This window comes from Dactylosporangium sp. NPDC000521, assembly GCF_042898305.1.
In the GTDB taxonomy this organism is placed as follows: Bacteria; Actinomycetota; Actinomycetes; order Mycobacteriales; family Micromonosporaceae; genus Dactylosporangium.
The window spans coordinates 459,167-485,125 of the sequence record NZ_JBIAYW010000005.1; the positions used below are offsets into that span (position 1 = coordinate 459,167).

Sequence of the window (25,959 nt, forward strand, 5' to 3'; positions counted from 1 at the left end):
CGATGCGTCTGATCAAGGCGGCCGTGGCCGCCGTGGTCCTCGCCGTCGCGGGCGTCGCGTGGCTCGCGGCACCCGCGTCGGCGGCGACCCTGACCGAGGTGACGAACTTCGGCACCAACCCCACGAACCTGCGGATGCACCTGTACGTGCCGAACACCGTCGCCGCCCGCCCCGCGGTCCTCGTGGCGGTGCACTACTGCACGGGCTCGGGTCCGGCGTTCTACTCCGGGACCGAGTTCGCGTCGCTCGCCGACCGGTACGGGTTCATCGTCGTGTACCCGTCGGCGACCCGCAGCGGCAACTGCTTCGACGTCTCGTCGCCGCAGGCGCTGCGGCGGGGCGGCGGCAGCGACCCGGTCGGCATCATGTCGATGGTCACGTACGTGCTGCAGCACAACAACGGCGACCCGGAGCGGGTCTTCGTGACCGGCGCGTCGTCCGGCGCGATGATGACCAACGTGCTGCTCGGCGACTACCCCGACGTGTTCAAGGCGGGCGCCGCGTTCGCAGGCGTGCCGTTCGGGTGCTTCGCGACCGCCGACGGCTCCTCGTGGAACAGCACCTGCTCCAGCGGCCAGCTGAACAAGACCCCGCAGCAGTGGGGCGACCTGGTCCGGGCCGCCTACCCCGGGTACACCGGGCCTCGGCCGCGGATGCAGCTCTTCCACGGCACGAACGACACGACGCTCGCCTACCCGAACTTCGGGGAGGAGATCGAGCAGTGGACCAACGTGCTCGGGGTGAGCCAGACGCCGGTGCTCACCGACCAGCCGCAGTCCGGCTGGACCCGCACCCGCTACGGCAGCGCGGGCACCATGGCACCGGTCGAGGCCATCAGCCTCGCCGGCGTCGGGCACAACGTGCCGCTCGCCGGCCAGGCCGCGATGGTGATCGCGTTCTTCGGACTCAACGGCACGACCCCGCCGCCGTCCTCGCCGGCACCGCCGAGCTCACCGCCGGCGTCCCCGTCGAGTTCCCCGTCGAGTTCCCCGCCGGGCTCGCCGTCGAACCCACCGGCCGGGGGCTGCCGCGTCTCGTACACCGTGAACGCCTGGAACACCGGGCTCACCACGGCCGTCACCGTCACCAACGCCGGCAGCACCGCCGTCAACGGCTGGACCCTCGGGTTCACCTTGCCGTTGGGGCAGACCGTGACGTCGGCCTGGAACGCGACCGTCACGCCGGCCTCCGGCGCGGTGACGGCACGCAACGTCAGCTACAACGCGGCGATCCCGCCGGGCGGCTCGACGTCGTTCGGCTTCCAGGCCAACCACACCGGCAACACCGGCAAGCCGTCCGCGTTCACCCTGAACGGCACCGCCTGCACCGCGGCCTGACGAAACACCAGGGCGGGACCCCGGCACCGGGGTCCCGCCTTTGTCTGTCAGTCCGAGATGGACACGCGCGGCTGGAGGTGCCGGTCGGGGCCGACGGTCCGGCGCGGCCCGACGACGGGGATGCGCACGGCGGCGTGGACGTCGTCGCTGGAGCGGGCGACCCGCAGCTCGACGTCGCCCGGCTCGACCAGGCGGCGGCCGTCCCGGCCCGTGTAGGACAGCAGGTCGGCGTGCAGGGCGAACACGACCGTGCGGCGCCGGCCGGGGGCCAGGTCGACGCGGGCCGTCGCGATCAGCTGCCGCTCCGGGCGGGCGACCTCGGCGACCGGGTCGTGCAGGTACACCTGGACGACGGTGCTCGTGTCACGGTCGCCGTCGTTGGTCACCGGCACCGACAGCTCGACGGTGCCGTCGGTGGGCCAGCCCCCGGCGGGCGACGAGCTGACCTCGCCCCAGGAGACCGGCGTGTACGACAGGCCGTGGCCGAACGGGAACAGGGCCGTCGGGTCGACGGTGCTGACGCCGCTGCGCCGGGCGAGCGGCGCGGCGAGGTACGTCGACGGCTGGCTGGCGCCGGCGCCCGGGAAGCTGACCGGCAGCCGCCCCGACGGGTCGACCCGTCCACTGAGGACATCGGCGATCGCGGCGGCGCCCTCCTCGCCGGGGAAGAACCCGCACACCACGGCGGCGAGCCGGTCGACCTGCCGGGACAGCTCGTAGGGCCGGCCGACCAGCAGCACGAGCACGACCGGCGTCCCGGTGGCGACGAGCGCCTCGAGCAGCTCCTCCTGCCGCCCGGGCAGCCGCAGGTCGCTCGCGTCGCAGCCTTCGCCGGAGGTACCGCCGCCGAACAGCCCGGACAGGTCGCCGAGGACCGCGACGCAGACGTCGGCAGCCGCGGCGGCGGTCACGGCGGCGGCGATCTGCTCGTCGTCGCCGCCGGTCACCGGGCAGCCGAGCGCGTAGGTGACGTCGTGGCCGGCCCGCAGCGCGTCGAGGACCGACGGGATCGACACCCCGGCGGGCATGTCCGGGTGGTGGACGAGGACGTGGCGGGGGAAGGAGTAGCAGCCGAGCATCGCGCCGGGCGAATCGGCGCCGGGCCCGACGACGGCGAGCCGGGCGCCGGGGCGCAGCGGCAGCGCCGGCGTGCCGTCGACAGGCTCGTTGCGCAGCAGGACGATCGAGCGTTCGGCGAGGCGCTTCGCCAGGTCCCGGTCCTCTGGACTGTCGGCGTCCACTGTGGAATCGGACAGGGCCGGTGGTGACGGGTCCCACGAGGGGTCGAGCAGGCCGAGCGCGCACTTCTGCAGCAGGATGCGGGTGACGGCGCGGTCGATGAGGGCCTCGTCGACGTCGCCGGCCTCGACGGCGTCCAGCAGCGGCGCGCCGAAGCAGTTGGCGCCGGGCAGTTCGACGTCGATCCCGGCGCGCAGCGCGAGGGCGGCGGCGTCGGCGCGGGACCCGGCGACGCCGTGCAGCGTCTGCAGGAACGCGACGGAGAAGTAGTCGGACACGACGGTGCCGTCGAAGCGGAGCCGGCCGCGGAGCAGGTCGGTGAGCAGGGTCTCGTCGCCGGCGACGGGGACGCCGTCGACGTCGGAGTAGCTGTTCATGACCGAGCGGGCACCGGCGCGCAGCGCCATCTCGAACGGTGGCAGCAGCACGTCGGCGAGCTCCCGCGGGCCGATGGACACCGGCGCGAGGTTGCGCCCGGCGCGGGACGCGGAGTAGCCGGCGAAGTGCTTGAGGGTCGCGACGACCCCGGCGGACTCCAGGCCGCGCACGTACGCGGCGCCGATGAGCCCGACGAGGTGCGGGTCCTCGCCGATGGTCTCCTCGACCCGGCCCCAGCGCAGGTCGCGCGCGACGTCCAGGACGGGGGCGAGGCCCTGCTGGATGCCGAGGCGGTGCATGGTGCGGCCGATCCGGGCGCCCATCGCCTCGACGAGCGCGGGGTCGAAGCTCGCGCCCCACGACAGTGGCGCCGGGTAGATGGTCGCCTGCCAGGCGGCGAGGCCGGTCAGGCACTCCTCGTGCACGATCGCGGGGATGCCGAACCGGCCGGCCGCGATGATCTCGCGCTGCAGGTGCGCGACCCGCCGGGCGCCGTCCGCGGGCGCGATCGGCGTCGTGCCGTAGGCGCGGGTGATCTGGCCCAGCCCGTACGGGATGAGCTCGGCCCAATCGATCGGGTCGGGGGTCTGCTCGTGCTGGTGCGGGGCGACCTCCCCGGCGGTGTCGTCGACGTCGAGCCAGGCGCCGTACATCTGCGCCACCTTCTCGCGCAGGGTCATCCGGGTCATCAGGTCGGCCACGCGTGCGGACGCGGGCGCCGTGGTGTCCCGCCAGGTTCCGCCTGTGGTTGGCGACGAGACGCCGCTGTCGAGTGTCACGCTCGTGACTCCAATGTCGTTCGGGGCAGGGTGACGCGCAGCGTTGCGCGGCGCTGAAAGTTTCAGAGGGCGCGGGCCGACTGCCGCACGACGAGGCGGGTCGGGAGCCGGACGTGGGTCGCGTCGACCTCCTCGCCGTGGATGAGCTTGATCAGCAGCTCGATCGCCCGGTGGCCCATGGCGTGGATCGGCTGCTCGACGGTGGTGAGGGCGGGGCTGGCCAGGGCCGCCTCGGGGACGTTGTCGAAGCCGACCACCGACAGGTCGTCGGGGACCCGCAGCCCCATCGACGCGGCGACCTCGACCGCGGCGATCGCGGAGACGTCGTTGGCGCCGAAGATCGCGGTGGGCCGGTCGGCGCGGCCGAGCAGCAGCCGGGCTGCCGCCGCGGACGAGTCCGGGTCGTAGTCGCCGACCTCGATCAGGTCCGGGTCGACGGGCACGCCGGCGTCGCGCATCGCGTCGCGGAAGCCCTGCTCGCGCTGCCTGGAGGACTCCAGGTCCGGGCGGCCGGTGATCATCGCGATGCGGCGGTGGCCGAGCCCGAGCAGGTGCTCGGCCGCGAGCCGGCCGCCGTTGAGGTTGTCGGAGTCGATGGTCGGCAGGCCGGACGGGCCCGCGTGCGGGTCGACGGCGACGACGGCGGTGCCGTAGTCGACGTCGACCACGGTCGGGGTGACCAGGACCGCGCCGTCGATGAGGGTGCCGGACAGCCGTGACAGGTAGCGCTGCTCCCACCCGGCCTGGTCGCCGGTGCGCCCGCCGGCGGAGTAGACGACCAGCTCGTAGCCGGTGCCCTTGATCGCCTTCGCGGCGCCCTTGAGCAGCTCGGTGCTGAACGGCTCCAGGTCGGCGACGAGGATGCCGATCACGTTGGTCTTGTGGTTGCGCAGGCTCTGCGCCACGAGGCTCGCCTCGTAGCCCAGCTCGCGGATGACGGATTGGACGTGTGCGCTGGTCGCGGCCGACACCCCGTAGCGGGCGTTGAGCACCTTGGACACCGTCGCCACCGAGACGCCCGCCGTGGCGGCGACGTCCCGGATCGTGATTCGAGAACTGGGCTTCACGACGGCAGCGTAACTTCCGATAACGATATCAACAACGATTGACAAGTCCGGTTTTCAAGGCGGAGACTCTGCGGTCATCGAGGGCCGGGCCCTTCGGCTCGGCTCGCCCCCGTCAGGAGATGATCACTTTGAACGTCCGCCTGAGCACCCCACGGAGGCTGGCCACGATCGCCATCGCACTCGCGGTGGCCGTGCCCTCCCTGACCGCATGCGGCGACGACGAACCCGGATCGAACAGTGACCCGAATGCCGCCACGACCTTGACCTGGTGGCACAACGGTGCCCAGGACCCCGGCAAGGGCGTGTGGCAGTCGATCGCGGACCAGTACCACGCCGACCACCCGAACGTGTCGTTCAAGGTCGAACCGGCCCAGAACGAGGCGCTGAAGACCAAGATCTCGGTGGCGCTGCAGTCGCCGAACCCGCCGAGCATCTTCCAGCAGTGGGGCGGCGGCGCCCTGGCCACCCAGGTGCAGTCCGGCAAGATCCTGGACATCACCGACGCGACGTCGAGCTGGATCAAGGAGCTCGGCCCCGGTGCGGCCGGCTGGGCGGTCGAGGGCAAGCAGTACGGCGTTCCCTTCGGCCTGCACGTCGTCGGCTTCTGGTACCGGACAGACCTGTTCCAGCAGGCCGGCATCACCGCGCCGCCGACCACGATGGAGGAGCTCAACGACGCCGTCACCAAGCTGAAGGCGAAGAACATCGCCCCGATCGCCCTCGGCGGCAAGGACAAGTGGCCCGACGCGTTCTGGTGGTCCTACTTCGCGATCCGGGAGTGCTCCACGGAAACGGTGAAGAACACCGTGAAGAACCTGAAGATGGACGACCCGTGCTGGGTCAAGGCCGGTGAGGACCTCAAGGCGTTCCTGGACACCAAGCCGTTCCAGGACGCGTTCCTCGGCACCCCCGCCCAGCAGGGCGCCGGCAGCTCGGCCGGCCTGGTCGCCAACGGCAAGGCCGCGATGGAGCTGCAGGGCGACTGGGAGCTGCCCACGATGATCCCGCTGACGGAGGACAAGGAGTACGCCAAGAAGCTCGGCTGGTTCGCCTTCCCGACGGTCTCCGGCGGCAAGGGCACCCCGGGCACCGCGCTCGGCGGCGGCGACGGCTACTCGTGCGCCGTCAAGGCCGGCCCCGCGTGCGCCGACTTCCTCAAGTACCTCGCCAGCGTGCCCGTCCAGACGAAGCTGGTGCAGTCCAACACGATCAGTCTCCCGGCGAACCCGGGGGCGATCTCGGCCATCCAGGACCCCACGCTCAAGACCGTGCAGGAGTACCTGAACAAGGCCCCGTACATCCAGACGTACTTCGACCAGGCACTGCCCACCAGCGTCGGGCAGGCCCTCAACGACGCCATCGCCGACTTCTTCGCCGGCAAGGGCTCCCCGCAGGGCATCGTCGACGCCTTCAACAAGGCGGTCGCGAACAAGTGACCGTCTCCGCAGTCACGACACCGCAACGGAAGGCCGGCCGGGGCGTCTCGGGACCCGCCTCGAGCTTGCGCTGCTGCTGACCCCGGCGCTGGTGCTGTTCGTCGGGTTCGTGCTGCTGCCGATCGCGGTCGCCGTCTACTACAGCTTCTACAAATGGACCGGCTTCAGCCCGCGCACCCCATACGGACTGGAGAACTACAAGCGGGTCCTGGAGGACGAGGTCTTCCGGACCGCCCTCTGGCACAACCTGATCATCGCCGGGTTGTCGGTGGTCATCCAGCTCCCCCTGTCGATCGGGCTGGCGCTGCTGCTCAACCGCAAGATCCGCGGGCGGACGGTGCTGCGGCTGGTGGTCTTCGCGCCGTACGTGCTGTCGGAGGCCATCACCGCGGTGGTGTGGCTGCTGATGCTGCAGCCCGGCGGCTTCGTCGACCAGCTGCTGAAGTCGGCGGGCCTGGGCGGCCTGGTCCAGGAGTGGCTCGCCGACGGCGACCTGGTGCTCTACACCCTGTTCGTGGTCATCACCTGGAAGTACATCGGCTTCGGCGTCATCCTGCTCCTCGCCGGCCTGCAGAGCATCCCCGCCGAGCTGCGCGAGGCCGCCTCGACCGACGGCGCGTCCGCGTGGGAGACCACCCGCCACATCGTGCTGCCGCTGCTCGGCCCCACCATCCGGATCTGGATCTTCCTGTCCGTCATCGGGTCCCTGCAGCTGTTCGACCTCGTGTGGATCATGACGCTGGGCGGGCCCGCAAGCGCCTCGGCGACCATGGCCACCTACCTGCTCGACCACGGCTTCACCCGCTACGAGTTCGGGTTCGGCAGCGCCGTCGCCGTCGTGCTCTTCGTGGTGTGCTTCATCTTCGCGCTGCTGTACCAGCGCTTCGCACTGCGCCGCGACATCCAGGGCGCCCTGACCCGGGGGGTGCGGTGATGAACAAGCGGTCGTCCGTGGGGACACCCCTCACCTACCTGATCGTGGTGCTGGTCGTCGGTGTGACCGTCGTGCCGCTGCTGTTCACCATCCTCGGCGGCTTCCGCACCAACGCGCAGATCAACAACAATCCGTCCGGCTGGCCCGACCCCTGGAACTTCAGCAACTACGGCGAGGTGCTGACCTCCGACGTGTTCTGGCAGGCCATGTACAACAGCGCGCTGATCTCCGTGATCACCACGCTGCTGGCGGTGGCCGTCGGGGCGATGGCGGCGTTCGCGCTGTCCCGCTACACGTTCGCCGGCCGCGAGTCGCTGTACACGCTGTTCACCCTGGGCCTGCTGTTCCCGCTCACGGCGGCGGCGCTTCCCCTGTACCTGCTGCTGCGGGAGCTGGACCTGCTGGAGAACCCGCTCGGGGTGGCGCTGCCGCAGGCCGCGTTCGCGCTGCCGATCACCATCGTCATCCTGCGCCCGTTCATGGCCGCGATCCCCGGCGAGCTGGAGGACGCGGCCGCGATGGACGGCGCTGGACGGCTCGGCTTCTTCTGGCGGATCCTGATCCCGCTGAGCCGGCCCGCGCTGACGACGGTGGCGATCCTCGCGTTCGTCACCAGCTGGAACGCCTACCTGCTGCCGCTGCTGGTGCTCAGCGACCCGTCCAACTTCACCCTGCCGCTCGGCGTCGCCGCGTTCCAGTCGCAGTACTCCCAGGACACCGCCCGCATCCTCGCCTACACCGCGGCGTCGATGATCCCCGCGATCGGGTTCTTCGTGTTCGCCGAACGGCACATCGTCGGCGGCCTCACGGGATCGGTCAAGGGTTAGAGTCGCCGCGCCTTCGCCGGGGAACGATCGGCGCGTCTCCCCGGCGAAGGCGCGGTTTTCCCGCCCACGGGGGCGAGGCCCTGGCCCACGCGGCTACGGCAGCGTCCGGGCCACGTCGTCGCGGACGGCGCCGGGGTCGGCGCCGAGCGCCCGCACCAGCCGCGCCGCGGTCCCGTCCGCGTCGAGGGCCGCGACCGTCAGGTGCGACGACCCGGTCTCGGGGTGGCCGGCGTCGCGGGCCAGGGCGACGGCCCGCTCGACGGCGTCGACGGCCTCCGCGGTCCAGCCCGGCCCGGGGAACCAGACGACGAGCTGCGCCCGCCCGTGCGGCACGACGGCCAGGTCCGCCACCCGCGCGTCCGGCATCGCCGCGACGGCGCGGTCGAGCGTCACGCCGTGGGTGGAGAGGGCGTCGAGGGCGGCGTTGAAGGGCCGGACGGCCGGTCTGAGGCGGCGGTCCGCGGCCCGCAGCTGTGCGGCCATGCCGGCGACGCCGAGCAGCAGATGCGCGGAGGTGACGGGGCCGTCGCCGAGGCGGGCCGCCTGGCGCGTCGCCTCACACAGCAGGACGCGGACAGCCCCCGTGCCGTAGCGGTCGTACTGGCGGGACCGCCGGAGCCGGCGGTCCCGCCAGCCCGCGAAGCCGGCGCGGTCGACCAGCTCACGGCGTCCGTCGAGCATGGCGACGGCCGGCCGGTTGGGGCGGCCGGACTCGCGCCAGCACGGATCGGCCCGGATCGTGGCGGCGAGCTCGGCGCGGTCGGCCGGGTCCGCGGGCAGGCCGTGCGTCGCCGCGCCGGGGGACCGCAACACGCCCGTGAGCACGTGCACCCGGCCGACGTGCGCGACACCGGCCTCTCCCGCCTCGTCGAGGGCCGCGCGCAGTCCCGACACCGCCGACGCCCGCCACTGCGCCGGCGGCGGCTCGTTCCTCGTCACGCGCTGCGCGCCGGCGAGGTACGCCGCCTCCCGCAGCAGCCGGGCCAGGGGGTCGGCGACGTCGAGGTCCTGCACCACCGGGTCGTCCGTGGATTCGGGCGGCGGCGTGCCCCGGTCGGGTGTCTTCCGCAGCCGCCGCAGCGCCCGAAGCATAGCCGCCGACTCCCCGGTGGTGCCTGGCTCGGCAGCCCATAGGAGCGTGCCCGCGTCGACCGGGCCGCCGGACATGGGCCAGGGACGGCCCGCGATGATCAGAGCCTGCACGACGTCGCTGCCGAACTCGGGCATGGGCGTCATCGTCGCAGAAGGCGTCAAGGGCGGGACGTCCAATGGCTGCGGCGGAGCCGCTCGAAGCCGTCCAGGAGCAGGTCGAGCGAGAACTCGAACTCGAACTGGTCGTCGCAGCCGCTGCCGACGACCGACGCCTCGTCATGGGCGATCCTGGTCGTGATTTCGCTGATGTACGGGAAACGCGCCGCCATCTGCCGCGCGGTCTCCTCGTCGGGCGGTGGCACCGCGGACGGGGGCGTGGCGAACAGCTCCTGTGAGAAGCCCAGGATGCGGCTGCCCATCGCGTGCATCACGTGGTGGGTGAGGTCCACGGACAGCCCGCCGGCGCGGAACATGCCGATCATCGAGTCCATGTACTGCATGACCACCGGCGTGGGGGCGGCGCGGGACTCCAGCACGCGCGACGCCCACGGGTGGCGCCGCAGGGCCCGGCGCGCGGACAGGATCCGCTGCCGGACGGCGGCCCGCCAGTCCTCGCCGGCCGCGGTGGGCGGGTCGATCTCGCCGACCACCACGTCGAGCATGCCGTCGAGGAGCTCCTCCTTGTTGGCGACGTGCTTGTAGAGCGCCATCGGCACGACGCCGAGCACCTGGGCGAGCTTGCGCATGCTGAGCGCGTCGATGCCGGTCTCGTCCGCGAGCGTGACCGCGGCGCGCAGCACCCGGTCCCTGGTCAGCGGCGCGCGAGCCGTCGCTGAGACCTGTCGTGTCAACCGGACCACCCGCCCCTTCCGCAGCCGTCGACGATATCGCCTCTTGACTGGTGTACGCCGTACACCCTACCTTCAGAGCGGCAGGTGTACGCCGTACACCAGCACGCGGCGACATGAAGGAGCTTGCGATGAAGGCGATCGTCCAGGACCGTTACGGGGCCTCCGAGGTGCTGCGGGTCGACGAGATCGAGCCGCCGGCGGCCGGCGACGGCGAGGTGCTCGTGCGGGTCCACGCCGCGTCGGTCAACGCCCGCGACTGGCACGTGATGCGCGGCGACCCGTATCTGGCCCGCCTGGCGTTCGGGCTCGCCGCGCCGAAGGTGCGGGTGCGGGGCACCGACTTCGCCGGCCGGGTCGAGGCCGTCGGCGCGGGGGTGACCCGCTTCCGGCCCGGCGACGAGGTCTACGGCGAGGTCGACGCGGCGTTCGCGGAGTACGTGCGGGTCCCGGAGGGCGGTGCGGTGGACCTCAAGCCGGCGAACCTGACGTTCGAGCAGGCCGCCGCGGTGCCCCTCGCCGCCAACACCGCCCTCATGGGGCTGCGCGACGCGGCGGGCGTGCGGCCCGGGCAGCGGGTGCTCGTCAACGGCGCGTCCGGCGGGGTCGGCACGTTCGCGGTGCAGCTGGCGAAGGCCTTCGGCGCGCACGTCACCGGCGTGTGCAGCACCAGGAACGTGGACCTGGTCCGGTCGCTCGGCGCCGACCGCGTCATCGACTACACCCGTGCCGACTTCGCCCGCGAGAGCGGCCGGTTCGACGTCGTCTTCGACCTCGTGGGCAACCGTTCGCTGGCGGACTGCCGGCGGGTCCTCACGCCGGCGGGGACGCTGGTGCTGTCCGGCGGCGGGGTGTCGGACGGCGGCAGCCTCTTCGGTCCGATGGGCCTGCTCACCAAGGGGCGGCTGGTGTCGCGGTTCGTCCGGCACCGGGTGTGCGCGCTCACCGCGGTGCCGGGCCGGGAGAACCTTGCGACGCTGCGCGAGCTGATCGAGTCGGGCGCGGTCACGCCGGTCATCGACCGCACCTTCGCGCTCGGGGAGGCGGCCGAGGCCGTCCGTTACCTCGAGATGGACCACGCCCGGGCGAAGGTCGTCCTCACTGTGTGACCAGCGTCCCGCACACGTCGGCGTCGAGGTCGGCCAGCAGGTCACGGGCCTGCGAGGCGTACTGCTCGCTGATGTCGACGGTGTGCAGGGCGGCGGTACGACGCTCGCCGGGTGCGACCCTGCGGGTGGCCGCGAGCTGGTCGCGGGCGGCGCTCAGCTGGGCCAGGTAGGCGTCCAGCAGCGCGAGCATGTCATGGTGCATGGTCCCTGACCCTCGACCTCGCGGTGGCCGCCGCACCGCGGAGGGGACGGCGGCACGACCGGCTACTTCTTCTTCTTGTTCTTCTTGTCCTTCTTCTTGTCCTTCTTCGACTTCTTCGCCATGTCGCCCACCTCCGATTCCGGCCCCGTCAGCAGTGGATTCGTTCATGATCCTATGGTTGGGACGACGCCTGCAGGGTACATATAGTCCCCTTTGCGTACACCTGCTGCTTGGTCAGCCGTACACCTGGACTCAGGGCAGGGTGAACGTGAAGGTCGTGCCCGGGTCGGCCGGGCTGGCGGCGATCGTGCCGTGGTGGGCGTCGATGATCGCCTTGGTGACGGCGAGGCCCAGGCCGGTGCCCTTGATGCCGTGGGCGAGGGCCGTCGAGGCGCGGAAGAAGCGGGTGAAGAGCTGCGGGTACTGCTCGGCGGGGATCCCGATGCCGGTGTCGGTGACGCTGACGGAAGCGGGGCCTCCGGCGCCGGCGACGGAGGCGGCGACGGTGACGGTGCCGCCGCCCGGGGTGTACTTGACGGCGTTGGACAGCAGGTTGTCCAGCACCTGCCGCAGCCGTGCCGGGTCGGCCCGCACGGTGAGGTTCGCGCCGGCCTCCAGACGCAGCGCGACGCCCTTCGCCTCCGCGGCCGGCCGGTGGTCCTCGACCGCCTCGCGCAGCAAGCGGGTCAGCGGCAGCGGCCGCGGGTCGACCGTAAGGTTCGCGCTGCCGAGCCGGGCCAGGTCCAGCAGGTCGTCGACGAGCTGCTGCATGTGGCTGCTGTGCCGGCGGATGACCTCGCCGTAGTGGCGCACGTCGTCGGTGACGCCGGGCTCGTCGCCGATGATCTCCGCGTACCCGAGGATCGTGCCGATCGGGTTGCGCAGTTCGTGGGAGACGAGCGCGACGAGGTCGTCCTTCATCCGGTCGAGCTCGCGCAGCTGCCGCACCTGCTGCCGCTGCTCGGCGAGCAGCTGCTCCCGGTGCTCGGCGAGGATCCGGCGTTCGGTGACGTTGGTGCTCATCCCGTCCAGGAACAGCCGCCCGCCCTCCCGCCGCGGGACCGCGCGCGTCCACACCCAGCGGGTGACGTCGTCGAACCCGATGACCCGTACCTCGGTCTCCGCGGGCCGGCCGGCGGCGAGCGAGGCGTGGAACCCGCCGGACTGGGCGCGGTCCTGCGGGTGGACCCGGTCGGCGAGCGCCATCGCGAGGTCGGTGCCCGCGGGCATCGGCGAGCCGAGGACGCCGCCGCCGCCGGGGCTCGCGTAGACGGAGCGGATGGACTGGTCGGCGAGCACCTCGACCGTCCACACGAAGTCGTTCACGTTCGCGACGACCCGGTCGAAGTCGCGGCGCGCGGCGGCGAGGGCGGTGCTGAGGTCGTCGGCGCGCAGCCGCTCGATGTGCCGGGCGATGTGGGCGCAGACGCCGTCGAGCATCGCCAGGACGTCCGGGTCGGGCGGGACGAGCCGTTCGGTGGCGAAGACCAGCACGCCGAGGACGGTCCCGCCGCTGAGGACCGGCAGCCCGATCGCGGCGTGCAGGCCCGCGGCGATGGCGTCGTCCCGGCGCGGCGACGGGTACGGCAGCTTCCCGATGTCCCCGAGCCACTGCGGCCGGCCCGTGCTCCAGACGCGGCCGATCATGCCGTCCCCGCGGCCGGCGGGCCGCGCGTGGTCCACGAACGCGGGCCTGGCCCGGCCGGGGGAGACCCACACCCCGAGCCGGTCGGCGACATCGGCGTCCGGGTCGACGTGCCAGTACTCGCCGAGCGCCCAGTCGAGCGCGACGGTGACCGCCTCGACGACGGCGGCCGCCGCCTGCGCCGCCCCGGCCGCGGTCGTCAGCGCCTCCGCGACCGCGAGCTGCGCGCCGCGCAGCTGCTCGGCCCGGTGCGCGTCGGTGATGTCGTGCATCGCGACGACCGAGCCGAGCCGTCCGCCGTCCGGGGCGTCGATCGGCTGGCCGTTGCACAGGAACCGGCGCTGCGGGCCGCCGGGGTCGCCGACGACGATCTCCTCGCCGTGCACGTGCTCGCCGGCGAACGTGCGGGCGAGCGGCACCTCGTCCGGGCGCAGCCGCCGCCGCCCGTCGGCGGCGAAGAGCTGGTAGGTGCCGCCGGCCCAGTTCCGCGCGGCCGTCGGCTCGACCGACACGCCCGGGTGCGCGTCGCGGAACGCCCGGTTGACGGTGGCGAGCCGGCCCTCGCTGTCGCAGGCGACGACGGCGGTGTCGAGGCTGTCCAGCAGCGCCCGCTGGAACGTGCGCTCGGCGTCGAGCTGCCGCTGCGCGGCCTGCCGCGGGCTCAGATCGTGCACGAAGGCGTGGATGACAGGTCGGTCGCGCTCCACGTACGGCTGCCCGATGACCTCGATCGGGAACCTGCGGCCGGCCCGGTCGACCGCCGTCACCTCGAGGGTGCCGGCCGATCCGCTCCCGGCAGCCCTGGAGGTCTCCGTCAGCCACGCGGCGAACGCGTCCCGCGACGTGCCGGCGATGACCACGCCGACCTGCCGGCCCAGGGTCTCCGCCGCGGACCGGCCGAACATGCGCTCGGCGGCGAGGTTCCACGCGAGGACCGTGCCGGCGGCGTCGAGCGACACGAACGCGTCGGCGGCGCTGTCCAGCACCGCCTGCGTCCGGGTCGAGGCGAGCATCAGCTCGCTGTTGGCCAGCCGCAGCGCCAGCTCGACCTCGGCGGCGCCGGCGAGGTCGGCGACCGTGTCGAGGTCCTCGGCGCTCCACTGCCGCGGCGCGTGGTCGGCCACGCAGAAGCAGCCCAGCACCTGCCCGTCCGGGGTGCGCAGCGGATACCCCACGAAGGCGGCGACCGGATCCCGCGGCTCGGCGGCCCGGATCACCAGCGGCGCGCCGTTGTCGACCACGGCCCGGCAGTACGCCTGGGCGAGCGGGGAGTCCCGCGCGCCGGTGGGGCCGGCGGCGCTCACGAACACCTGGCGGTCGGCGTCGACCAGCGACACCATGGCCGCCGGCACCCCGGCCGCCCGCCGTGCGAGCCGGGTCAGCCGGTCCAGCGACGGCACCCCGCCGGCGTGCAGGAGCCCCGTGGCGTGCAGCGTCTCCAGGCGCGCGGGATCCCCGACGCGCCCCGCGGCTGCCGCGCCCGCCGGTCGTGACCCACGCCCCCGCACGCCACATTATCGGCGGGCCCGGCGCTGACCTGAGCCGAGCGCGCCAGTGGATAGGGTAGGTCGCATGGCTGAGCGACCCCTGACGCTGATGGCAGTGCACGCACACCCCGACGACGAGGCGACCGGCACCGGTGGCGTGCTGGCGCGGTACGCCGCGGAGGGCATCACGACCGTGCTGGTGACCTGCACCGACGGGCGCTGCGGCGACGGGCCCGGCGGGGTGAAGCCGGGGGAGCCCGGGCACGACCCCGACGCGGTGGCCGCGATGCGCGCCGTGGAGCTCGAGGCCGCCTGCGCGGCGTTGAAGGTGTCGCACCTGGAGCTGCTGGGCTACCCCGACTCGGGGATGATGGGCTGGTCGACGAACGACGTGGCGGGCTCGTTCTGGACCACGCCCGTGCCGGAGGCCGCCGAGCGGCTCGCCGGGCTGATCCGGCAGTACGAGCCGGACGTGATCGTCACGTATGACGAGAACGGGTTCTACGGCCACCCCGACCACATCCAGGCGCACCGGATCACGATGGCCGCGGTCGAGCTGACCGGCAGCCCCGCCAAGGTGTACTGGACGACCGTGCCCCGCTCCGGCATGGAGGAGTTCGGCCGGACGCTGCGCGAGCTCGGCGTCGAGTTCGACGCGCCGGACCCTGCGCCGGACTCCGTGCCCGATCCCGCGTCGGACGCCGCACCGCAGGGCCCGCCGATCGGCCTGCCGGACGAGGAGATCACGACGTGGGTCGACACCAGGGCGTACGGCTCGCAGAAGTACGACGCGCTCGCCGCCCACGCCAGCCAGGGCGAGAACATCTTCTTCCTGAAGATGGGCCGGGAGCGCTTCACCGCGCTGATGGGCGTGGAGACGTTCCTGCGGGTGCGTGACACGACCGGCGCGCCGCTGCCGGAGGACGACCTGTTCGCCGGCCTTCGCTGAGGTTGTGCGGGGGCTTAAGCGTTCCTTTGGCGGCGGTCCGGCGGTCTCGCATCTCCGGTCGGCCCGGCTACGATGCCGATCGTGCTGGACAACCCCGAACCGCAGCAGCCGTGGTGGACGCGCCGCAGCACGTGGGTGGTCGCGGCCGCCGGTGCTGTCGTCGCCGGCACCGCGGCCGTCGCGCTCGTCGCCCAGGCGTCCGGCGCCGCGTGTGCCGCGCCCGCGGCGTCCTCCGGGCAGGCGACGTTCTACGCGGCCGACGGTGGCGGCAACTGCTCGTTCGACCAGGTGCCGAACCCCCTCGTGGTGGCGCTCGGCGACGCCGAGTACGCGGCCGGCGCGGCGTGCGGCGGCTACCTGGACGTGAAGGGGCCCAAGGGCACGGTCCGGGTCAAGGTGACCGACCGCTGCCCGGAGTGCGCCGCCGGGCACCTCGACCTGAGCCGGCAGGCGTTCGCGAAGATCGGCGACCCGGTCGCTGGGGTCATCAAGGTGACGTACAGCAGGGTGACCAGCCCGCCGGTGCCCGGTCCGATGACGGTCCGGGTCAAGGAGGGTTCGTCGCGGTACTGGCTGGCGCTGCGCCTGGACAACACCGGCAACCCGCTGTCGGCGGTGGAGCTGCAGTCCGGCGGCGGCTGGAAGGCGCTGAGCCACACCGACTACAACTACTGGATCGCGCAGAACGGCGCCGGGAGCGGGCCGTTCACGGTCCGCGTGACCGACACCGCCGGGCGGCGTACGACGCTGAGCGGGGTGACGCTGACGGTCGGCACCGTGCAGCGCCCCGGCGCCACGGCCGCGGCTGCGGCGCCGTCGAAGACGCCGGTGGTGAGCAGGCCGGCCGCGGCGGCTTCGGCCGTGGCGCCGTCGGCAGCGGCGGCCTCGGCGCCGGCCGCGGAGACGACAGCGACCGGGTCGACGACCGGGGCGGCCGCGGCGGCGCAGCCGCCGGCCCGGTGCGGCTGAGGGGTCACCGCCGGGCGGTGAGGTACCCGCCCATGGTCGTGAAGTAGTCCTTGGCGGCGAGCTCGGTGCCGTCCTCCGTGCGGATCCGCTCGACGGCCAGGCCGTGGCTGCGGCCGCGGCGGGCCTCGGCGCCGGCCACGACGACGACGGCGTCGCCCTCGCGGATGAAGATGCGGCCCGGGGTGCCGCCGTAGATGCCCTTGGACACCGACGCGGCGACGATCCGGATGCGGTGGCCGCGGTGGTACGTGAAGGCGTTCGGGTACGGGTCGGACTGGGCGCGCACGAGCCGGTCGAGGTCCTCCGCGGGCCAGGTCCAGTCGATGCGGCTGTCCTCCTCGGCGCGCTTGTGGAAGAAGCTGGCCTTGGAGCGGTCCTGCGGGGTCCAGTCGGTGCGCCCGGACGCGATCAGGTCCAGGCCGTCGACGGTGATCGGGCCGAAGAGCGCCAGGGTCTTGTGGAACAGGTCGGTCGTGGTGTCGCGGTCGCCGACGGGGACCGCCCGCTGCAGGACGATGTCGCCCGCGTCGAGCTCCGCGTCCATCATGTGCGCGGTGACGCCGACCTCCCGCTCGCCGTTGATGAGGGCCCAGATCAGCGGGGAGAAGCCGCCGTAGGCCGGCAGCAGCGAGTCGTGCACGTTGAGGGTGCCGAGGCGGGGCAGCTCGAAGATCTCCGGCGGGATCCAGGTGCGCCAGTTGGTGGCGACGATCACGTCCGGCTCCGCCTGCTTGAGCCGGTCGAGCAGTTCGGCGTCGTCGGGCCGGTCCCGGACGATCACCTCGACGCCGTGCCCGGTCGCCAGGTCTGCGACGGAGTCGTTCCAGATCCGCTCGTACGGGTGGTCGCTCACCGGGTGGGTCACGACCAGCGCGACCTCGTGCTCGGAGGCCAGCAGCGCCTGGAGCGTGCGATGCCCCCAGGTCTGATATCCGAACATGACGACGCGCATGGGGCCTCCCAGATGAGTGACGGCGTTCGATGCCATAGCCTTCGATCGGGAGTTAGGTTAGTCTACCCTTCATTCACGCGGTATCTGTGGGGCGGTCGTGACAAGCGCGAAAACTAAGGTTAGGCTTCCCTAACTCCACGCCGATCGGTGATGGAGGCGGAGCGGTCGAGCCGGGGCTCGACGTGGACGATGGGAACGCGATGCCACAGATGCGCCAGGAGGACGCCGTGCCGGTCTTCGACCTGGTCGGGGTGGGCTTCGGCCCATCGAACCTGGCACTCGCGATCGCCGTGCAGGAGCGCGCCGCAGGCGGCGGCACGCCCGTGAGCGCCGTGTTCCTGGAGCGGCAGGCCTCGTTCGGCTGGCACCGGGGCATGCTCATCGAGGACGCGACGATGCAAGTCTCCTTCCTCAAGGACCTCGTCACGATGCGCAACCCGACCAGCTCCTTCAGCTTCCTGTGCTACCTGCAGGAGCGCGGCCGGCTCGTCGACTTCGTCAACCACAAGAGCCTGTTCCCGCTCCGGGTCGAGTTCCACGACTACCTCGAGTGGGCCGCCGCCCGCGTCGACGACATGGTCAGGTACGGCGCCGACGTCACCGCCGTGCACCCCGTCCACACCGATGACGTCGTGACGGCGTACGACGTGGTGGTCCGCGACGCGACCGGCGACCTGTCCACCGTCCGCGCCCGCAACGTCGTCCTGGCCAGCGGGCTGCGCCCCGCCCTGCCGCCGGGCGTCGAGGCGTCGAAGCGCGTCTGGCACAGCCGCGACCTGCTGACCAATGTGGACGGTCTGGCCGGCACCGACCCGTCGCGGTTCGTGGTCGTCGGCGCCGGGCAGAGCGCCGCCGAGGTCACCGCGTTCCTGCACGAGCGCTTCCCGTCGGCCGAGGTCTGCGGCGTGCTGTCCCGCTACGGCTACAGTCCCGCCGACGACAGCCCCTTCGCCAACCGCATCTTCGACCCCCTGGCCGTCGACGACTACTTCGACGCCTCCGCCCAGGTGAAGTCGATGCTGCTCGGGTACCACGCCAACACCAACTACTCCGTCGTGGACACCGACCTCATCGAGGCGCTCTACCGCCGGGTGTACCGGGAGAAGGTCCTCGGCTCGCAGCGGCTGCGCCTGCTCAACGTCTCCCGGCTCACCGCCGCCGAGGAGGCCGGCGACCGGGTCGCGGTCACCGTCGAGTCGATGCTCACCGGCGCCCGGACCGTCCTGGACGCCGACGTCCTCGTCTGCGCCACCGGTTACACGCCCGCCGACCCGTTCCCGCTGCTCGGCGAGCTCGCCGGCCGGTGCCACTACGACGAGGAGGGGCGCGCGGTCGTCGAGCGCGACTACCGCATCCGCACCGACGCGAGCGTGCGGGCCGGCATCTACCTGCAGGGCGGCACCGAGCACACGCACGGCATCAGCTCCTCGCTGCTGTCCAACACCGCGATCCGCTCCGCGGAGATCCTGGAGTCGGTCTGCGACCGGCGCCGCGCCTCTGTGCCCGCACTGTCCGGGTCGGGCTCCTACGCGTGAGCCGGTCGACCACACCGGAGCCACCCGCCGCGGCCGTGCTCACTCCTGAGCTCGCCGCTGGGCTCACCGCTGAGCTCGCCGCCGGGTCCACCACGGCACGCCCGCAGCTGGCACCCGGGCGTGCCGTGGTGCCGGATCCCCGGCGAGCCGCCGCCGGGAAGGGCAGGCCGGCGGGGCTCGCCGCCACGAACGCCCGCCGGGCCGTGTGGCTCGCCGGGTCCGTCGGCGTGCTCGCCGTCGTGTGCCTGCTGAGCATCGCCGTCGGCACCAAGAACCTGTCCCCGGCGACGATCTGGGACGCGTTCGCGCACTACACCGGCACCGGCGACCAGTCGATCGTGCGGGACCTGCGAGTGCCGCGGACCGTGCTGGCGATCCTCGTCGGCGCGTCCCTCGGCATCTCCGGCGCCGTCATCCAGGCCGTCACCCGCAACCCCCTCGCCGACACGCAGGTCCTCGGGATCAACGCGGGTGCCGGGCTGTTCGTCGTCGTCGCGGTCGGGCTGCTCGGCCTGTCGAGCATCGCCGCGTACGTCTGGTTCGCGTTCGCGGGTGTCGTCGTCGCGATGCTGCTCGTCTACGCCCTCGCCGCCGTCGGCCGGGGACCGGCCACCCCGGTGCGGCTGCTGCTCGCCGGCGTCGCGCTCGGCGCCGTGCTCGAAGGCATCGCCTCGGGCATCCGGCTCGTGCGCCCGCGCGCCTTCTACTACCTGCGGTTCTGGGACGTCGGCGCGCTCACCGGCCGCGGCTGGGACGTCATCGGCGCCGTCGCGCCGTTCGTCGTGGCGGGGCTCGTCCTCGCGCTGCTCGTCGCCCGGTCCCTCAACACGGTCGCGCTCGGCGACGACCTCGCCCGCTCCCTGGGCGCCCGCCTCGGCCGCACGCGCGCCGGCGCCGTGCTGTCGGTGACGCTCCTCGCGGGCGCGGCGACCGCGGCGGTCGGGCCGATCGGCTTCGTCGGCCTCATGGTGCCGCACGTGGCCCGCTGGATCACCGGCCCCGACCAGCGTTGGATCTTCGCGTTCACGCTCGTCGGCGGGCCGGTCCTGCTGCTGTCCGCCGACATCGCCGGCCGGGTCGTGCTGCGCCCCGGGGAGCTGCAGGCGGGCATCGTGACCGCGTTCATCGGCGCGCCCGTGCTCGTCTGGCTCGTCCGCCGCCGCTCGGCGAGCGCCCTGTGAAGCCGGTCGGGGAGGACGTGGCGGTGCCCACCGTGGACACCGCGGCGGCGCGGCGGACCGTCGACTTCGGACGGTCGGCGCTCACGCTGCGGATCGGGCGGACCGTCTCGGTGCGCGCCGGCGTCCGCGTCGCCGTCACCTGCGTCCTGATGCTGCTCGCGGCCGCGGCCGTCGCGGTCCTCGCGCTCGGCACCGGCGAGTTCACCGCGACGCCCGCCGAGGTGCTGCAGGCCCTGACCGGCGACGGGTCCCGCGCGGTGCGGCTCGTGGTCGTCGAGTGGCGGCTGCCGCGGGTGCTGCTCGCGCTGCTCGTCGGCGCCGCGATGGGCGTCTCCGGCGCCATCTTCCAGGCGCTGACCCGCAACCCGCTCGGCAGCCCCGACATCCTCGGGTTCAGCACCGGCGCGTACACCGGCGTCCTGGTCTGCGTCGTCTTCATCGGACGCGGCTACCCCGAGACCGCGACCGCCGCGCTCGCGGGCGGTGTCGCGACCGCCGCGCTGGTCTACCTGCTGTCGCTGCGGGGTGGCGTCCAGGGCTTCCGGCTCATCATCGTCGGCATCGCGATCAGCGCCGTGCTGAGCTCCGTCAACCAGTGGTTCATCATCAAGATGGACCTGCAGAACGCCGTCGCCGCCACGATCTGGGGCAAGGGCACGCTCAACGGCCTCGGCTGGGACCAGGTCACGCCGGCCGCGGCCGCCATCGGCGCGCTGTGCCTCGGGGTGGCGGCGCTCGGCCGGCGGCTGCAGGTGATGGAGCTCGGCGACGACGCGGCCGCCGCGGTCGGCGTCGGGGTCGAGCGGACCCGCCTCGCCTACCTCGCGCTCGGCGTCGCGCTCATCGCCGCCGCGACCGCCGTCGCCGGGCCGATCTCGTTCGTGGCGCTCGCCGCGCCGCAGCTGGCGCACCGGCTCGCCCGCACCGCCGGGATCGCCCTCGTGCCGTCCGCCGCCATGGGCGCGCTGCTGCTCATGGCGAGCGACTTCGCGGCGCAGCGGGTGTTCGCGCCGACCCAGCTACCGGTCGGCGTGGTCACCGTGTCCATCGGCGGCCTGTATTTCGTGTGGCTGCTGGCCCGCCAGGCGAGGAGATGAGGATGAGCGGACAGCGAAGCGGCTCGGGCCGCGAATCATGTGGCAGGTTTGGGTCAGGCCGGCGCCGGAGCGCAGCGGAGGTGGCGGCATGAGCGGACAGCGAAGCGGCTCGGGTCGCTCACTGAATTGCCGGTTGCGCGCCGACCGCATCACCGTCGGCTACGACCGCAGGACGATCAGCACCGACCTGGACCTCGCCGTCCCCGACGGCCGGTTCACCGTGATCGTCGGCCCCAACGCCTGCGGCAAGTCCACGCTGCTGCGCGCGCTGTCGCGGCTGCTCACCCCGTCCAAGGGGCAGGTCGTGCTGGACGGCAGGGCGATCCACGCGTACCCGGCGAAGGAGGTCGCCCGCCGGCTCGGGCTGCTGCCTCAGTCGTCGGTGGCGCCCGACGGCATCACCGTCGCCGAGCTCGTCGCCCGGGGCCGGTTCCCGCACCAGCGGCTGCTGCGCCAGTGGTCGGTGGACGACGAGGCCGCGGTCGCCGCGGCGATGGCCGCGACCGGCGTCGCCGAACTGTCCGCGGAGCTCGTCGACACGCTGTCGGGCGGCCAGCGGCAGCGGGTGTGGGTCGCGATGGTCCTCGCCCAGCAGACCCCGATCGTGCTGCTCGACGAGCCGACGACGTTCCTGGACATCGCGCACCAGGTCGAGCTGCTGGAGCTGTGCCTGCGCCTCAACCGCGAGCAGGGCACCACGATGGTCGCCGTCCTGCACGACCTCAACCACGCCTGCCGCTACGCCGACCACATCGTGGTGATGAAGGCGGGTGTCGTCGTCGCCGAGGGCGACCCGCGCGAGGTCGTGACCGGCGACCTCGTCGAGGACGTCTTCGGCCTGCCGTGCCGCATCATCCCCGACCCGGAGACCGGCACGCCGCTGGTCATCCCCCGCGCCGGCGCGCTGCACGCGGCCACCGCGACGCTCTGAACCGACCTCGTGAGAAGGGAACCATCAAGCATGTCCAGCAACCCGTTCGACGACGAGAACGGCACGTTCTTCGTGCTCGTCAACGACGAGGAACAGCACTCGCTGTGGCCGACGTTCGCCGCGGTGCCGGCCGGCTGGCGGATCGTCTTCGGCGAGAGCGGCCAGACGTCCCGCCAGGAGTGCGTGGACTACGTCGACCGCAACTGGACCGACCTGCGGCCGAAGTCGTTGCGGGACAGCATGGCGCAGGACGCCGCAGCGGCCGTCTGACGATGCCGTCGATGACCGGACCCCGCATCCTGCGGCGCTCCCTCACCCGCAACCGGGCCCGCCTCACCGCCGGCACCGGGCTCATCAGCCTGCACCAGCTCGCCGAGGCGACCGTGCCGATCCTCATCGGCGTCGGCATCGACCGTGCCGTCGCACCCGGTGACGGCACGGCGCTGCTGCTGTGGGTGGCGGCGCTCGCCGCGCTCTTCGTCGGCCTGCACCTGTGCTACCGCTTCGGCGCGCGCCAGCTGATGCTCGCCATCGCCAACGAGGCGTACCTGCTGCGCGGCGAACTGGCCGCGAAGATCGTGCACCCGCGCCGGCTGCGCACCGACCTGCGCGCCGGCGAGCTGCTGACGGTGTCCAGCACCGACGCCGACAACGTCTCCTACCTGCTGGACTACGTGCCGCGCATCGCCGGCGCGATCACCGCGACCGCCGTCAGCGCCGCCGTGCTGCTCGCCGTCGACTGGCGGCTCGGCCTCGTCGTGCTCGTCGGCACGCCGGTCGTGCTCGTCGGCATGCAGTTCGCCGGTCCGCTCATCACCCGGCGGGTCACCGAGCAGCAGGAGCTCGCCGGCAAGGCGACCGCGCTCGCCACCGACCTGGTCAGCGGCGTCCGTCCGCTGCGTGGGCTCGGCGCCGAGCGGGCCGCCGCCCGCCGCTATCGCGACGTCAGCCAGGCCTCGCTGCGCGCCGCGCTGCGCGCCGCCGGCACCCAGAGCCGCTACCTGGCGTTCTCCACCGCCGGCAGCGCGCTGCTCGCCTGCGGGGTGGCCGTGCTCGCCGGGTGGTTCGCCCTGGACGGCCGGATCAGCGTCGGCGAGTTCATCATGGTGATCGGCCTGGCCCAGTTCCTCCTGGAGCCGATCGGGCTCCTCGCGATCGTGCCGAGCTGGGTCGCCGAGGCGCGCGCCTCCGCCGACCGGTGCGCCCTGGTCCTGGATGCCGACCTGCTCCTGCCGCCCGGGAAGCAACACGCGACCATCGCGGCTCCGGATCTGGTGCTCGCGTCGCTGCGCCACGGGACGCTGGAAGGCCTCGATCTGACGGTTCGCGCCGGCGAGTTCGTCGGCGTGGTGACCCCTCGCTCCGCCGATGGCGAGGCTCTTGTGCGGTTGCTCGCCGGTGGCGTCCCCCCGGATGAGTTCGAAGGGTCGGTCACGGTCGGCGGGGTCGCTCTCCACGATCTGGAGCCGGCCGACGCGCGGGCGCTCATGCTCGTCGAGCCGCACCACACGGATCTGTTCACCGGCACCGTCGCCACGAACGTCACCGCCACCACCGGCGCCGGCGCCCCGGACGCGACCGCCGCCGCCACCACTGGCTCCGTGGCCCCGGACGTGGCCGCTGCCGCCGGCGCCGGTGTCCCGGACGCGACCGCCGCCGCCGCTGGCTCCGTGGCCCCGGACGTGGCCGCTGCCGCCGGCGCCGGTGTCCCGGACGCGACCGCCGCCGCCGCTGGCTTCGTGGCCCCGGACGTGGCCGCTGCCGCCGGTACCGATGCCGCCAACGCCGACGCGACGGCGCCCGGCGACCAGGATCTGCGCGAAGCGCTCGCCGCGTCCGCCGCCGACCAGGTCGTCGCCGAGCACCCCGACGGGATCCAGCGGCACGTCGCCGAGCGCGGCGCGACGCTGTCCGGCGGGCAGCGGCAGCGGCTGGCGCTCGCCCGCGCGCTCCTCGCCCGCCCGCCGATCCTCGTGCTGCACGACCCGACCACCGCCGTCGACACCGTCACCGAGCACTCGATCGCGCGGGCCGTCCGCGCGCTGCGGCAGGGGAGCACCACGGTCGTCGTCACCAGCAGCCCCGCCGTCCTCGCGGTGGCCGACCGGGTCGTCGTCGTCGACGGCGGCAGGGTGTCGGTCGAGGGCGGCCACGCCGAGCTCGGCGCGACCCACGACGACTACCGGAAGGTGGTGCTGCGGTGAGCGGACCTCCGATCGCCGACCGGCGCGAGACGCTGCGGTGGCTGCGCGGCGAGCTGCGGGCCCGGTGGGGCGAGGCGGCCGGCGCGCTCGCCGTCGGCCTGCTCGCCGCCGCGGCCGGCGTCACCCCCGTCTACGCCCTCGGCGTGCTCGTCGACCGGGTCCGCGCCGGCGCGCCCGCCTCCGACATCGTCGGCATCACGGTCGTCATCGTCGCCGCCGCGATCGTCGCCGGCGTCGCCACCGCCCTGTCGACCTACCTCATCGCGCGGCTCGGCGGCCGGATCCTCGCCGCGCTGCGGGAGGACGTCGTCGCCCGCGCCATCACCCTGCCCGCGACACGGCACCCGATCGGGAAGGGAGAGCTCATGTCCCGGGTCGGCCCGGACGTCGCCGCCGTCAACAAGGCCGTCACCGACGTGCTGCCGACGATGACGTCGTCGGTGCTCCTCGCGGCGCTCAGCGTCGCCGCGATGGCGGGCATCGACTGGCGGCTCGGCCTCGCCGGGCTCGTCACCGCGCCCCTGTACGTCCTGGCACTGCGCTGGTACCTGCCCCGCTCCGGCCCCGGCTACGCGGTGGAACGCGCCGCCGTCGGCGAACGGTCCCAGCTGCTGCTGGAGAGCGTGCAAGGGCTGCGGACCGTGCACGCGTACCGCCTCGAAGCCCCGCACCTGCGGGGGATCGACGCCGCCTCGGCCCGCGCCCGCGACGTGTCGGTGAACGTGTTCAGCCTCTTCACCCGCTTCGTCGGCCGGATCAACCGGGCCGAGTTCGTGGGGCTCACCGTCATCGTCGTCACCGGCTTCCTGCTCGTGCGGGACGGCGCGGTCACCGTCGGCGGCACCGCGGCCGCGGCCGTGCTGTTCCACCGGCTGTTCAACCCGGTGTCGATGCTGCTGTACACGTTCGACGAGCTGCAGGCGGGCGGCGCCGGCCTGGCCCGGCTCGTCGGCGTCGTCACGATCGCCGACGAGCCCCGGTCCGCCGCATGGGACGGCCCGGCACCGCAGGACGCCACGCTGGAGGTGACCGGCGTCCGGTTCGGCTACCCCGGCGGCCCCGAGGTCCTGCACGGCGTCGACCTGCGCATCGAGGCCGGGCAGCGGGTCGCGCTCGTCGGCTCCACCGGCGCCGGCAAGTCGACCCTCGCCGCCGTCGCCGCCGGCATCCTCCAGCCGGCGGCGGGGTCGGCGAGCATCGGCGGGGTGCCGGTCGCGCTGATGGGCCCGGACCTGCTGCGCTCGCAGGTCGCCATCATCACCCAGGAGACGCACGTCTTCGCCGGTGAGCTGATCGAGGACCTGCGCCTTGCCCGGCCCGGCGCGACGGAGGCCGAGGTCGACGCGGCCCTCGCGACGGTCGGCGCCGCCGACTGGGTCCGGGCGCTGCCCGAAGGGGTGCGCACCGTCGTCGGCGAGGGCGGCCACGAGCTGACCGCCGCCCGCGCGCAGCAGATCGCCCTCGCCCGGCTCGTCCTGGCCGACCCGGCGGTCGCGATCCTCGACGAGGCCACCGCGGAGGCCGGCAGCTACGGCGCCCGCGACCTGGAGGACTCCGCGCTCGCCGCGACCGCCGGCCGCACCACGCTCGTGGTCGCGCACCGGCTCACCCAGGCCAGGTCCGCGGACCGGGTCGTCGTCCTCGAGGACGGCCGGGTCGCCGAGGAGGGCGGCCACGACGAGCTGCTTCTCGCCGGCGGCCGGTACGCGCAGCTGTGGGCGGCGTGGGAGTCGCGCACGCCCACCTTTCCGTAACCGAACG

General features: G+C 73.4%; 21 protein-coding genes. 14 read left to right on the forward strand and 7 right to left on the reverse strand.

Features of this window, described 5'->3' with window-relative positions; translation table 11 throughout:
- The first annotated feature begins 2 nt into the window (after window positions 1–2).
- Entirely contained in the window at window positions 3–1,337 is a 1,335-nt protein-coding gene (locus ACFY3L_RS20175; RefSeq protein WP_389325786.1) for a PHB depolymerase family esterase, read from the forward strand.
- A gap of 47 nt (window positions 1,338–1,384) precedes the next feature.
- Here ACFY3L_RS20175 and ACFY3L_RS20180 read toward each other — a convergent pair whose 3' ends face one another.
- Together ACFY3L_RS20180 and ACFY3L_RS20185 are read right to left on the reverse strand one after the other, a co-directional pair.
- Entirely contained in the window at window positions 1,385–3,733 is a 2,349-nt protein-coding gene (locus ACFY3L_RS20180) for a beta-glucosidase (RefSeq protein WP_389325789.1), read from the reverse strand.
- A 62-nt stretch (window positions 3,734–3,795) separates the two neighbouring features.
- On the reverse strand, window positions 3,796–4,800 hold the full coding sequence (locus ACFY3L_RS20185) for a LacI family DNA-binding transcriptional regulator (protein WP_389325792.1): 1,005 nt from the start codon (window positions 4,798–4,800) through the stop codon (window positions 3,796–3,798).
- A 119-nt stretch (window positions 4,801–4,919) separates the two neighbouring features.
- Between ACFY3L_RS20185 and ACFY3L_RS20190 the strand changes: the two genes are divergently transcribed.
- The 3 genes from ACFY3L_RS20190 to ACFY3L_RS20200 all read left to right on the forward strand — a co-directional run bounded on the left by ACFY3L_RS20190 (window position 4,920) and on the right by ACFY3L_RS20200 (window position 7,997).
- A complete protein-coding gene (locus tag ACFY3L_RS20190; RefSeq protein ID WP_389325795.1) occupies window positions 4,920–6,236 on the forward strand; it encodes an ABC transporter substrate-binding protein in 1,317 nt (438 codons plus the stop codon).
- Between the two features lie 91 nt (window positions 6,237–6,327).
- Complete coding sequence (locus ACFY3L_RS20195) at window positions 6,328–7,170, forward strand: sugar ABC transporter permease (RefSeq protein WP_363415854.1); 843 nt, start codon at window positions 6,328–6,330, stop codon at window positions 7,168–7,170.
- Window positions 7,170–7,997: a carbohydrate ABC transporter permease gene (locus tag ACFY3L_RS20200; RefSeq protein WP_389325799.1), complete on the forward strand. Its 828-nt coding sequence runs from the start codon at window positions 7,170–7,172 to the stop codon at window positions 7,995–7,997. Before ACFY3L_RS20195 ends, ACFY3L_RS20200 begins: the two co-directional genes overlap by 1 nt.
- A 93-nt stretch (window positions 7,998–8,090) precedes the next feature.
- Here the strand turns inward: ACFY3L_RS20200 and ACFY3L_RS20205 are convergent, their stop codons facing one another.
- Both ACFY3L_RS20205 and ACFY3L_RS20210 read right to left on the reverse strand, forming a co-directional pair.
- Complete coding sequence (locus ACFY3L_RS20205; RefSeq protein WP_389325802.1) at window positions 8,091–9,224, reverse strand: Clp protease N-terminal domain-containing protein; 1,134 nt, start codon at window positions 9,222–9,224, stop codon at window positions 8,091–8,093.
- Window positions 9,225–9,247: 23 nt separating this feature from the next.
- A complete protein-coding gene (locus ACFY3L_RS20210) occupies window positions 9,248–9,940 on the reverse strand; it encodes a TetR/AcrR family transcriptional regulator (RefSeq protein ID WP_389325805.1) in 693 nt (230 codons plus the stop codon).
- A 128-nt stretch (window positions 9,941–10,068) separates the two neighbouring features.
- Between ACFY3L_RS20210 and ACFY3L_RS20215 the strand changes: the two genes are divergently transcribed.
- Entirely contained in the window at window positions 10,069–11,046 is a 978-nt protein-coding gene (locus ACFY3L_RS20215; RefSeq protein ID WP_389325808.1) for an NAD(P)-dependent alcohol dehydrogenase, read from the forward strand.
- Here ACFY3L_RS20215 and ACFY3L_RS20220 read toward each other — a convergent pair.
- Window positions 11,036–11,248 (reverse strand): hypothetical protein, encoded by a 213-nt coding sequence (locus tag ACFY3L_RS20220; RefSeq protein ID WP_389325811.1) that lies wholly within the window; start codon window positions 11,246–11,248, stop codon window positions 11,036–11,038. The two genes, ACFY3L_RS20215 and ACFY3L_RS20220, sit on opposite strands and share 11 nt — an antisense overlap.
- Window positions 11,249–11,500: 252 nt before the next feature.
- Window positions 11,501–14,401, reverse strand: coding sequence for an ATP-binding protein (locus tag ACFY3L_RS20225; protein ID WP_389325814.1), 2,901 nt, complete (start codon window positions 14,399–14,401; stop codon window positions 11,501–11,503).
- A gap of 64 nt (window positions 14,402–14,465) precedes the next feature.
- Between ACFY3L_RS20225 and ACFY3L_RS20230 the strand changes: the two genes are divergently transcribed.
- Together ACFY3L_RS20230 and ACFY3L_RS20235 are read left to right on the forward strand one after the other, a co-directional pair.
- Window positions 14,466–15,329: a PIG-L family deacetylase gene (locus ACFY3L_RS20230; RefSeq protein WP_389325817.1), complete on the forward strand. Its 864-nt coding sequence runs from the start codon at window positions 14,466–14,468 to the stop codon at window positions 15,327–15,329.
- Window positions 15,330–15,410: 81 nt separating this feature from the next.
- Window positions 15,411–16,298: an expansin EXLX1 family cellulose-binding protein gene (locus ACFY3L_RS20235; RefSeq protein WP_389325820.1), complete on the forward strand. Its 888-nt coding sequence runs from the start codon at window positions 15,411–15,413 to the stop codon at window positions 16,296–16,298.
- A gap of 4 nt (window positions 16,299–16,302) precedes the next feature.
- Here ACFY3L_RS20235 and ACFY3L_RS20240 read toward each other — a convergent pair whose 3' ends face one another.
- Entirely contained in the window at window positions 16,303–17,250 is a 948-nt protein-coding gene (locus tag ACFY3L_RS20240) for a methionyl-tRNA formyltransferase (RefSeq protein WP_389325823.1), read from the reverse strand.
- Window positions 17,251–17,450: 200 nt separating this feature from the next.
- On the opposite strand from ACFY3L_RS20240, the gene ACFY3L_RS20245 reads away from it, so the two are divergent.
- The 7 genes from ACFY3L_RS20245 (at window position 17,451) to ACFY3L_RS20275 (ending at window position 25,952) form a co-directional block, all read left to right on the forward strand.
- The gene (locus ACFY3L_RS20245) at window positions 17,451–18,785 is read left to right on the forward strand and encodes a lysine N(6)-hydroxylase/L-ornithine N(5)-oxygenase family protein (protein WP_389325826.1); all 1,335 of its coding nucleotides are present in this window, start codon (window positions 17,451–17,453) and stop codon (window positions 18,783–18,785) included.
- Window positions 18,782–19,966, forward strand: a complete 1,185-nt coding sequence (locus tag ACFY3L_RS20250) for a FecCD family ABC transporter permease (protein ID WP_389325829.1) — start codon at window positions 18,782–18,784, stop codon at window positions 19,964–19,966. Before ACFY3L_RS20245 ends, ACFY3L_RS20250 begins: the two co-directional genes overlap by 4 nt.
- Before the next feature lie 23 nt (window positions 19,967–19,989).
- Window positions 19,990–21,063 (forward strand): FecCD family ABC transporter permease, encoded by a 1,074-nt coding sequence (locus ACFY3L_RS20255; protein WP_389325832.1) that lies wholly within the window; start codon window positions 19,990–19,992, stop codon window positions 21,061–21,063.
- 121 nt (window positions 21,064–21,184) lie between these two features.
- The gene (locus ACFY3L_RS20260; protein ID WP_389326097.1) at window positions 21,185–21,994 is read left to right on the forward strand and encodes an ABC transporter ATP-binding protein; all 810 of its coding nucleotides are present in this window, start codon (window positions 21,185–21,187) and stop codon (window positions 21,992–21,994) included.
- A gap of 30 nt (window positions 21,995–22,024) precedes the next feature.
- On the forward strand, window positions 22,025–22,264 hold the full coding sequence (locus tag ACFY3L_RS20265) for an MbtH family protein (RefSeq protein WP_389325835.1): 240 nt from the start codon (window positions 22,025–22,027) through the stop codon (window positions 22,262–22,264).
- Window positions 22,265–22,275: 11 nt separating this feature from the next.
- Entirely contained in the window at window positions 22,276–24,198 is a 1,923-nt protein-coding gene (locus ACFY3L_RS20270) for an ABC transporter transmembrane domain-containing protein (RefSeq protein ID WP_389325838.1), read from the forward strand.
- Entirely contained in the window at window positions 24,195–25,952 is a 1,758-nt protein-coding gene (locus ACFY3L_RS20275) for an ABC transporter ATP-binding protein (RefSeq protein WP_389325841.1), read from the forward strand. The genes ACFY3L_RS20270 and ACFY3L_RS20275 overlap by 4 nt, the downstream gene beginning before the upstream one ends.
- Window positions 25,953–25,959: the final 7 nt, after the last annotated feature.

Bases quoted from the DNA above. Each gene is read 5' to 3' on its own strand.
- ACFY3L_RS20175 (WP_389325786.1), top strand. From the start codon at position 3: ATGCGTCTGATCAAGGCGGCCGTGGCCGCCGTGGTCCTCGCCGTCGCG.
- ACFY3L_RS20190 (WP_389325795.1), top strand. From the start codon at position 4,920: ATGATCACTTTGAACGTCCGCCTGAGCACCCCACGGAGGCTGGCCACG.
- ACFY3L_RS20200 (WP_389325799.1), top strand. From the start codon at position 7,170: ATGAACAAGCGGTCGTCCGTGGGGACACCCCTCACCTACCTGATCGTG.
- ACFY3L_RS20205 (WP_389325802.1), bottom strand. From the start codon at position 9,224: ATGCCCGAGTTCGGCAGCGACGTCGTGCAGGCTCTGATCATCGCGGGC.
- ACFY3L_RS20215 (WP_389325808.1), top strand. From the start codon at position 10,069: ATGAAGGCGATCGTCCAGGACCGTTACGGGGCCTCCGAGGTGCTGCGG.
- ACFY3L_RS20220 (WP_389325811.1), bottom strand. From the start codon at position 11,248: ATGCACCATGACATGCTCGCGCTGCTGGACGCCTACCTGGCCCAGCTG.
- ACFY3L_RS20230 (WP_389325817.1), top strand. From the start codon at position 14,466: ATGGCTGAGCGACCCCTGACGCTGATGGCAGTGCACGCACACCCCGAC.
- ACFY3L_RS20240 (WP_389325823.1), bottom strand. From the start codon at position 17,250: ATGCGCGTCGTCATGTTCGGATATCAGACCTGGGGGCATCGCACGCTC.
- ACFY3L_RS20245 (WP_389325826.1), top strand. From the start codon at position 17,451: ATGCCACAGATGCGCCAGGAGGACGCCGTGCCGGTCTTCGACCTGGTC.
- ACFY3L_RS20265 (WP_389325835.1), top strand. From the start codon at position 22,025: ATGTCCAGCAACCCGTTCGACGACGAGAACGGCACGTTCTTCGTGCTC.
- ACFY3L_RS20270 (WP_389325838.1), top strand. From the start codon at position 22,276: ATGACCGGACCCCGCATCCTGCGGCGCTCCCTCACCCGCAACCGGGCC.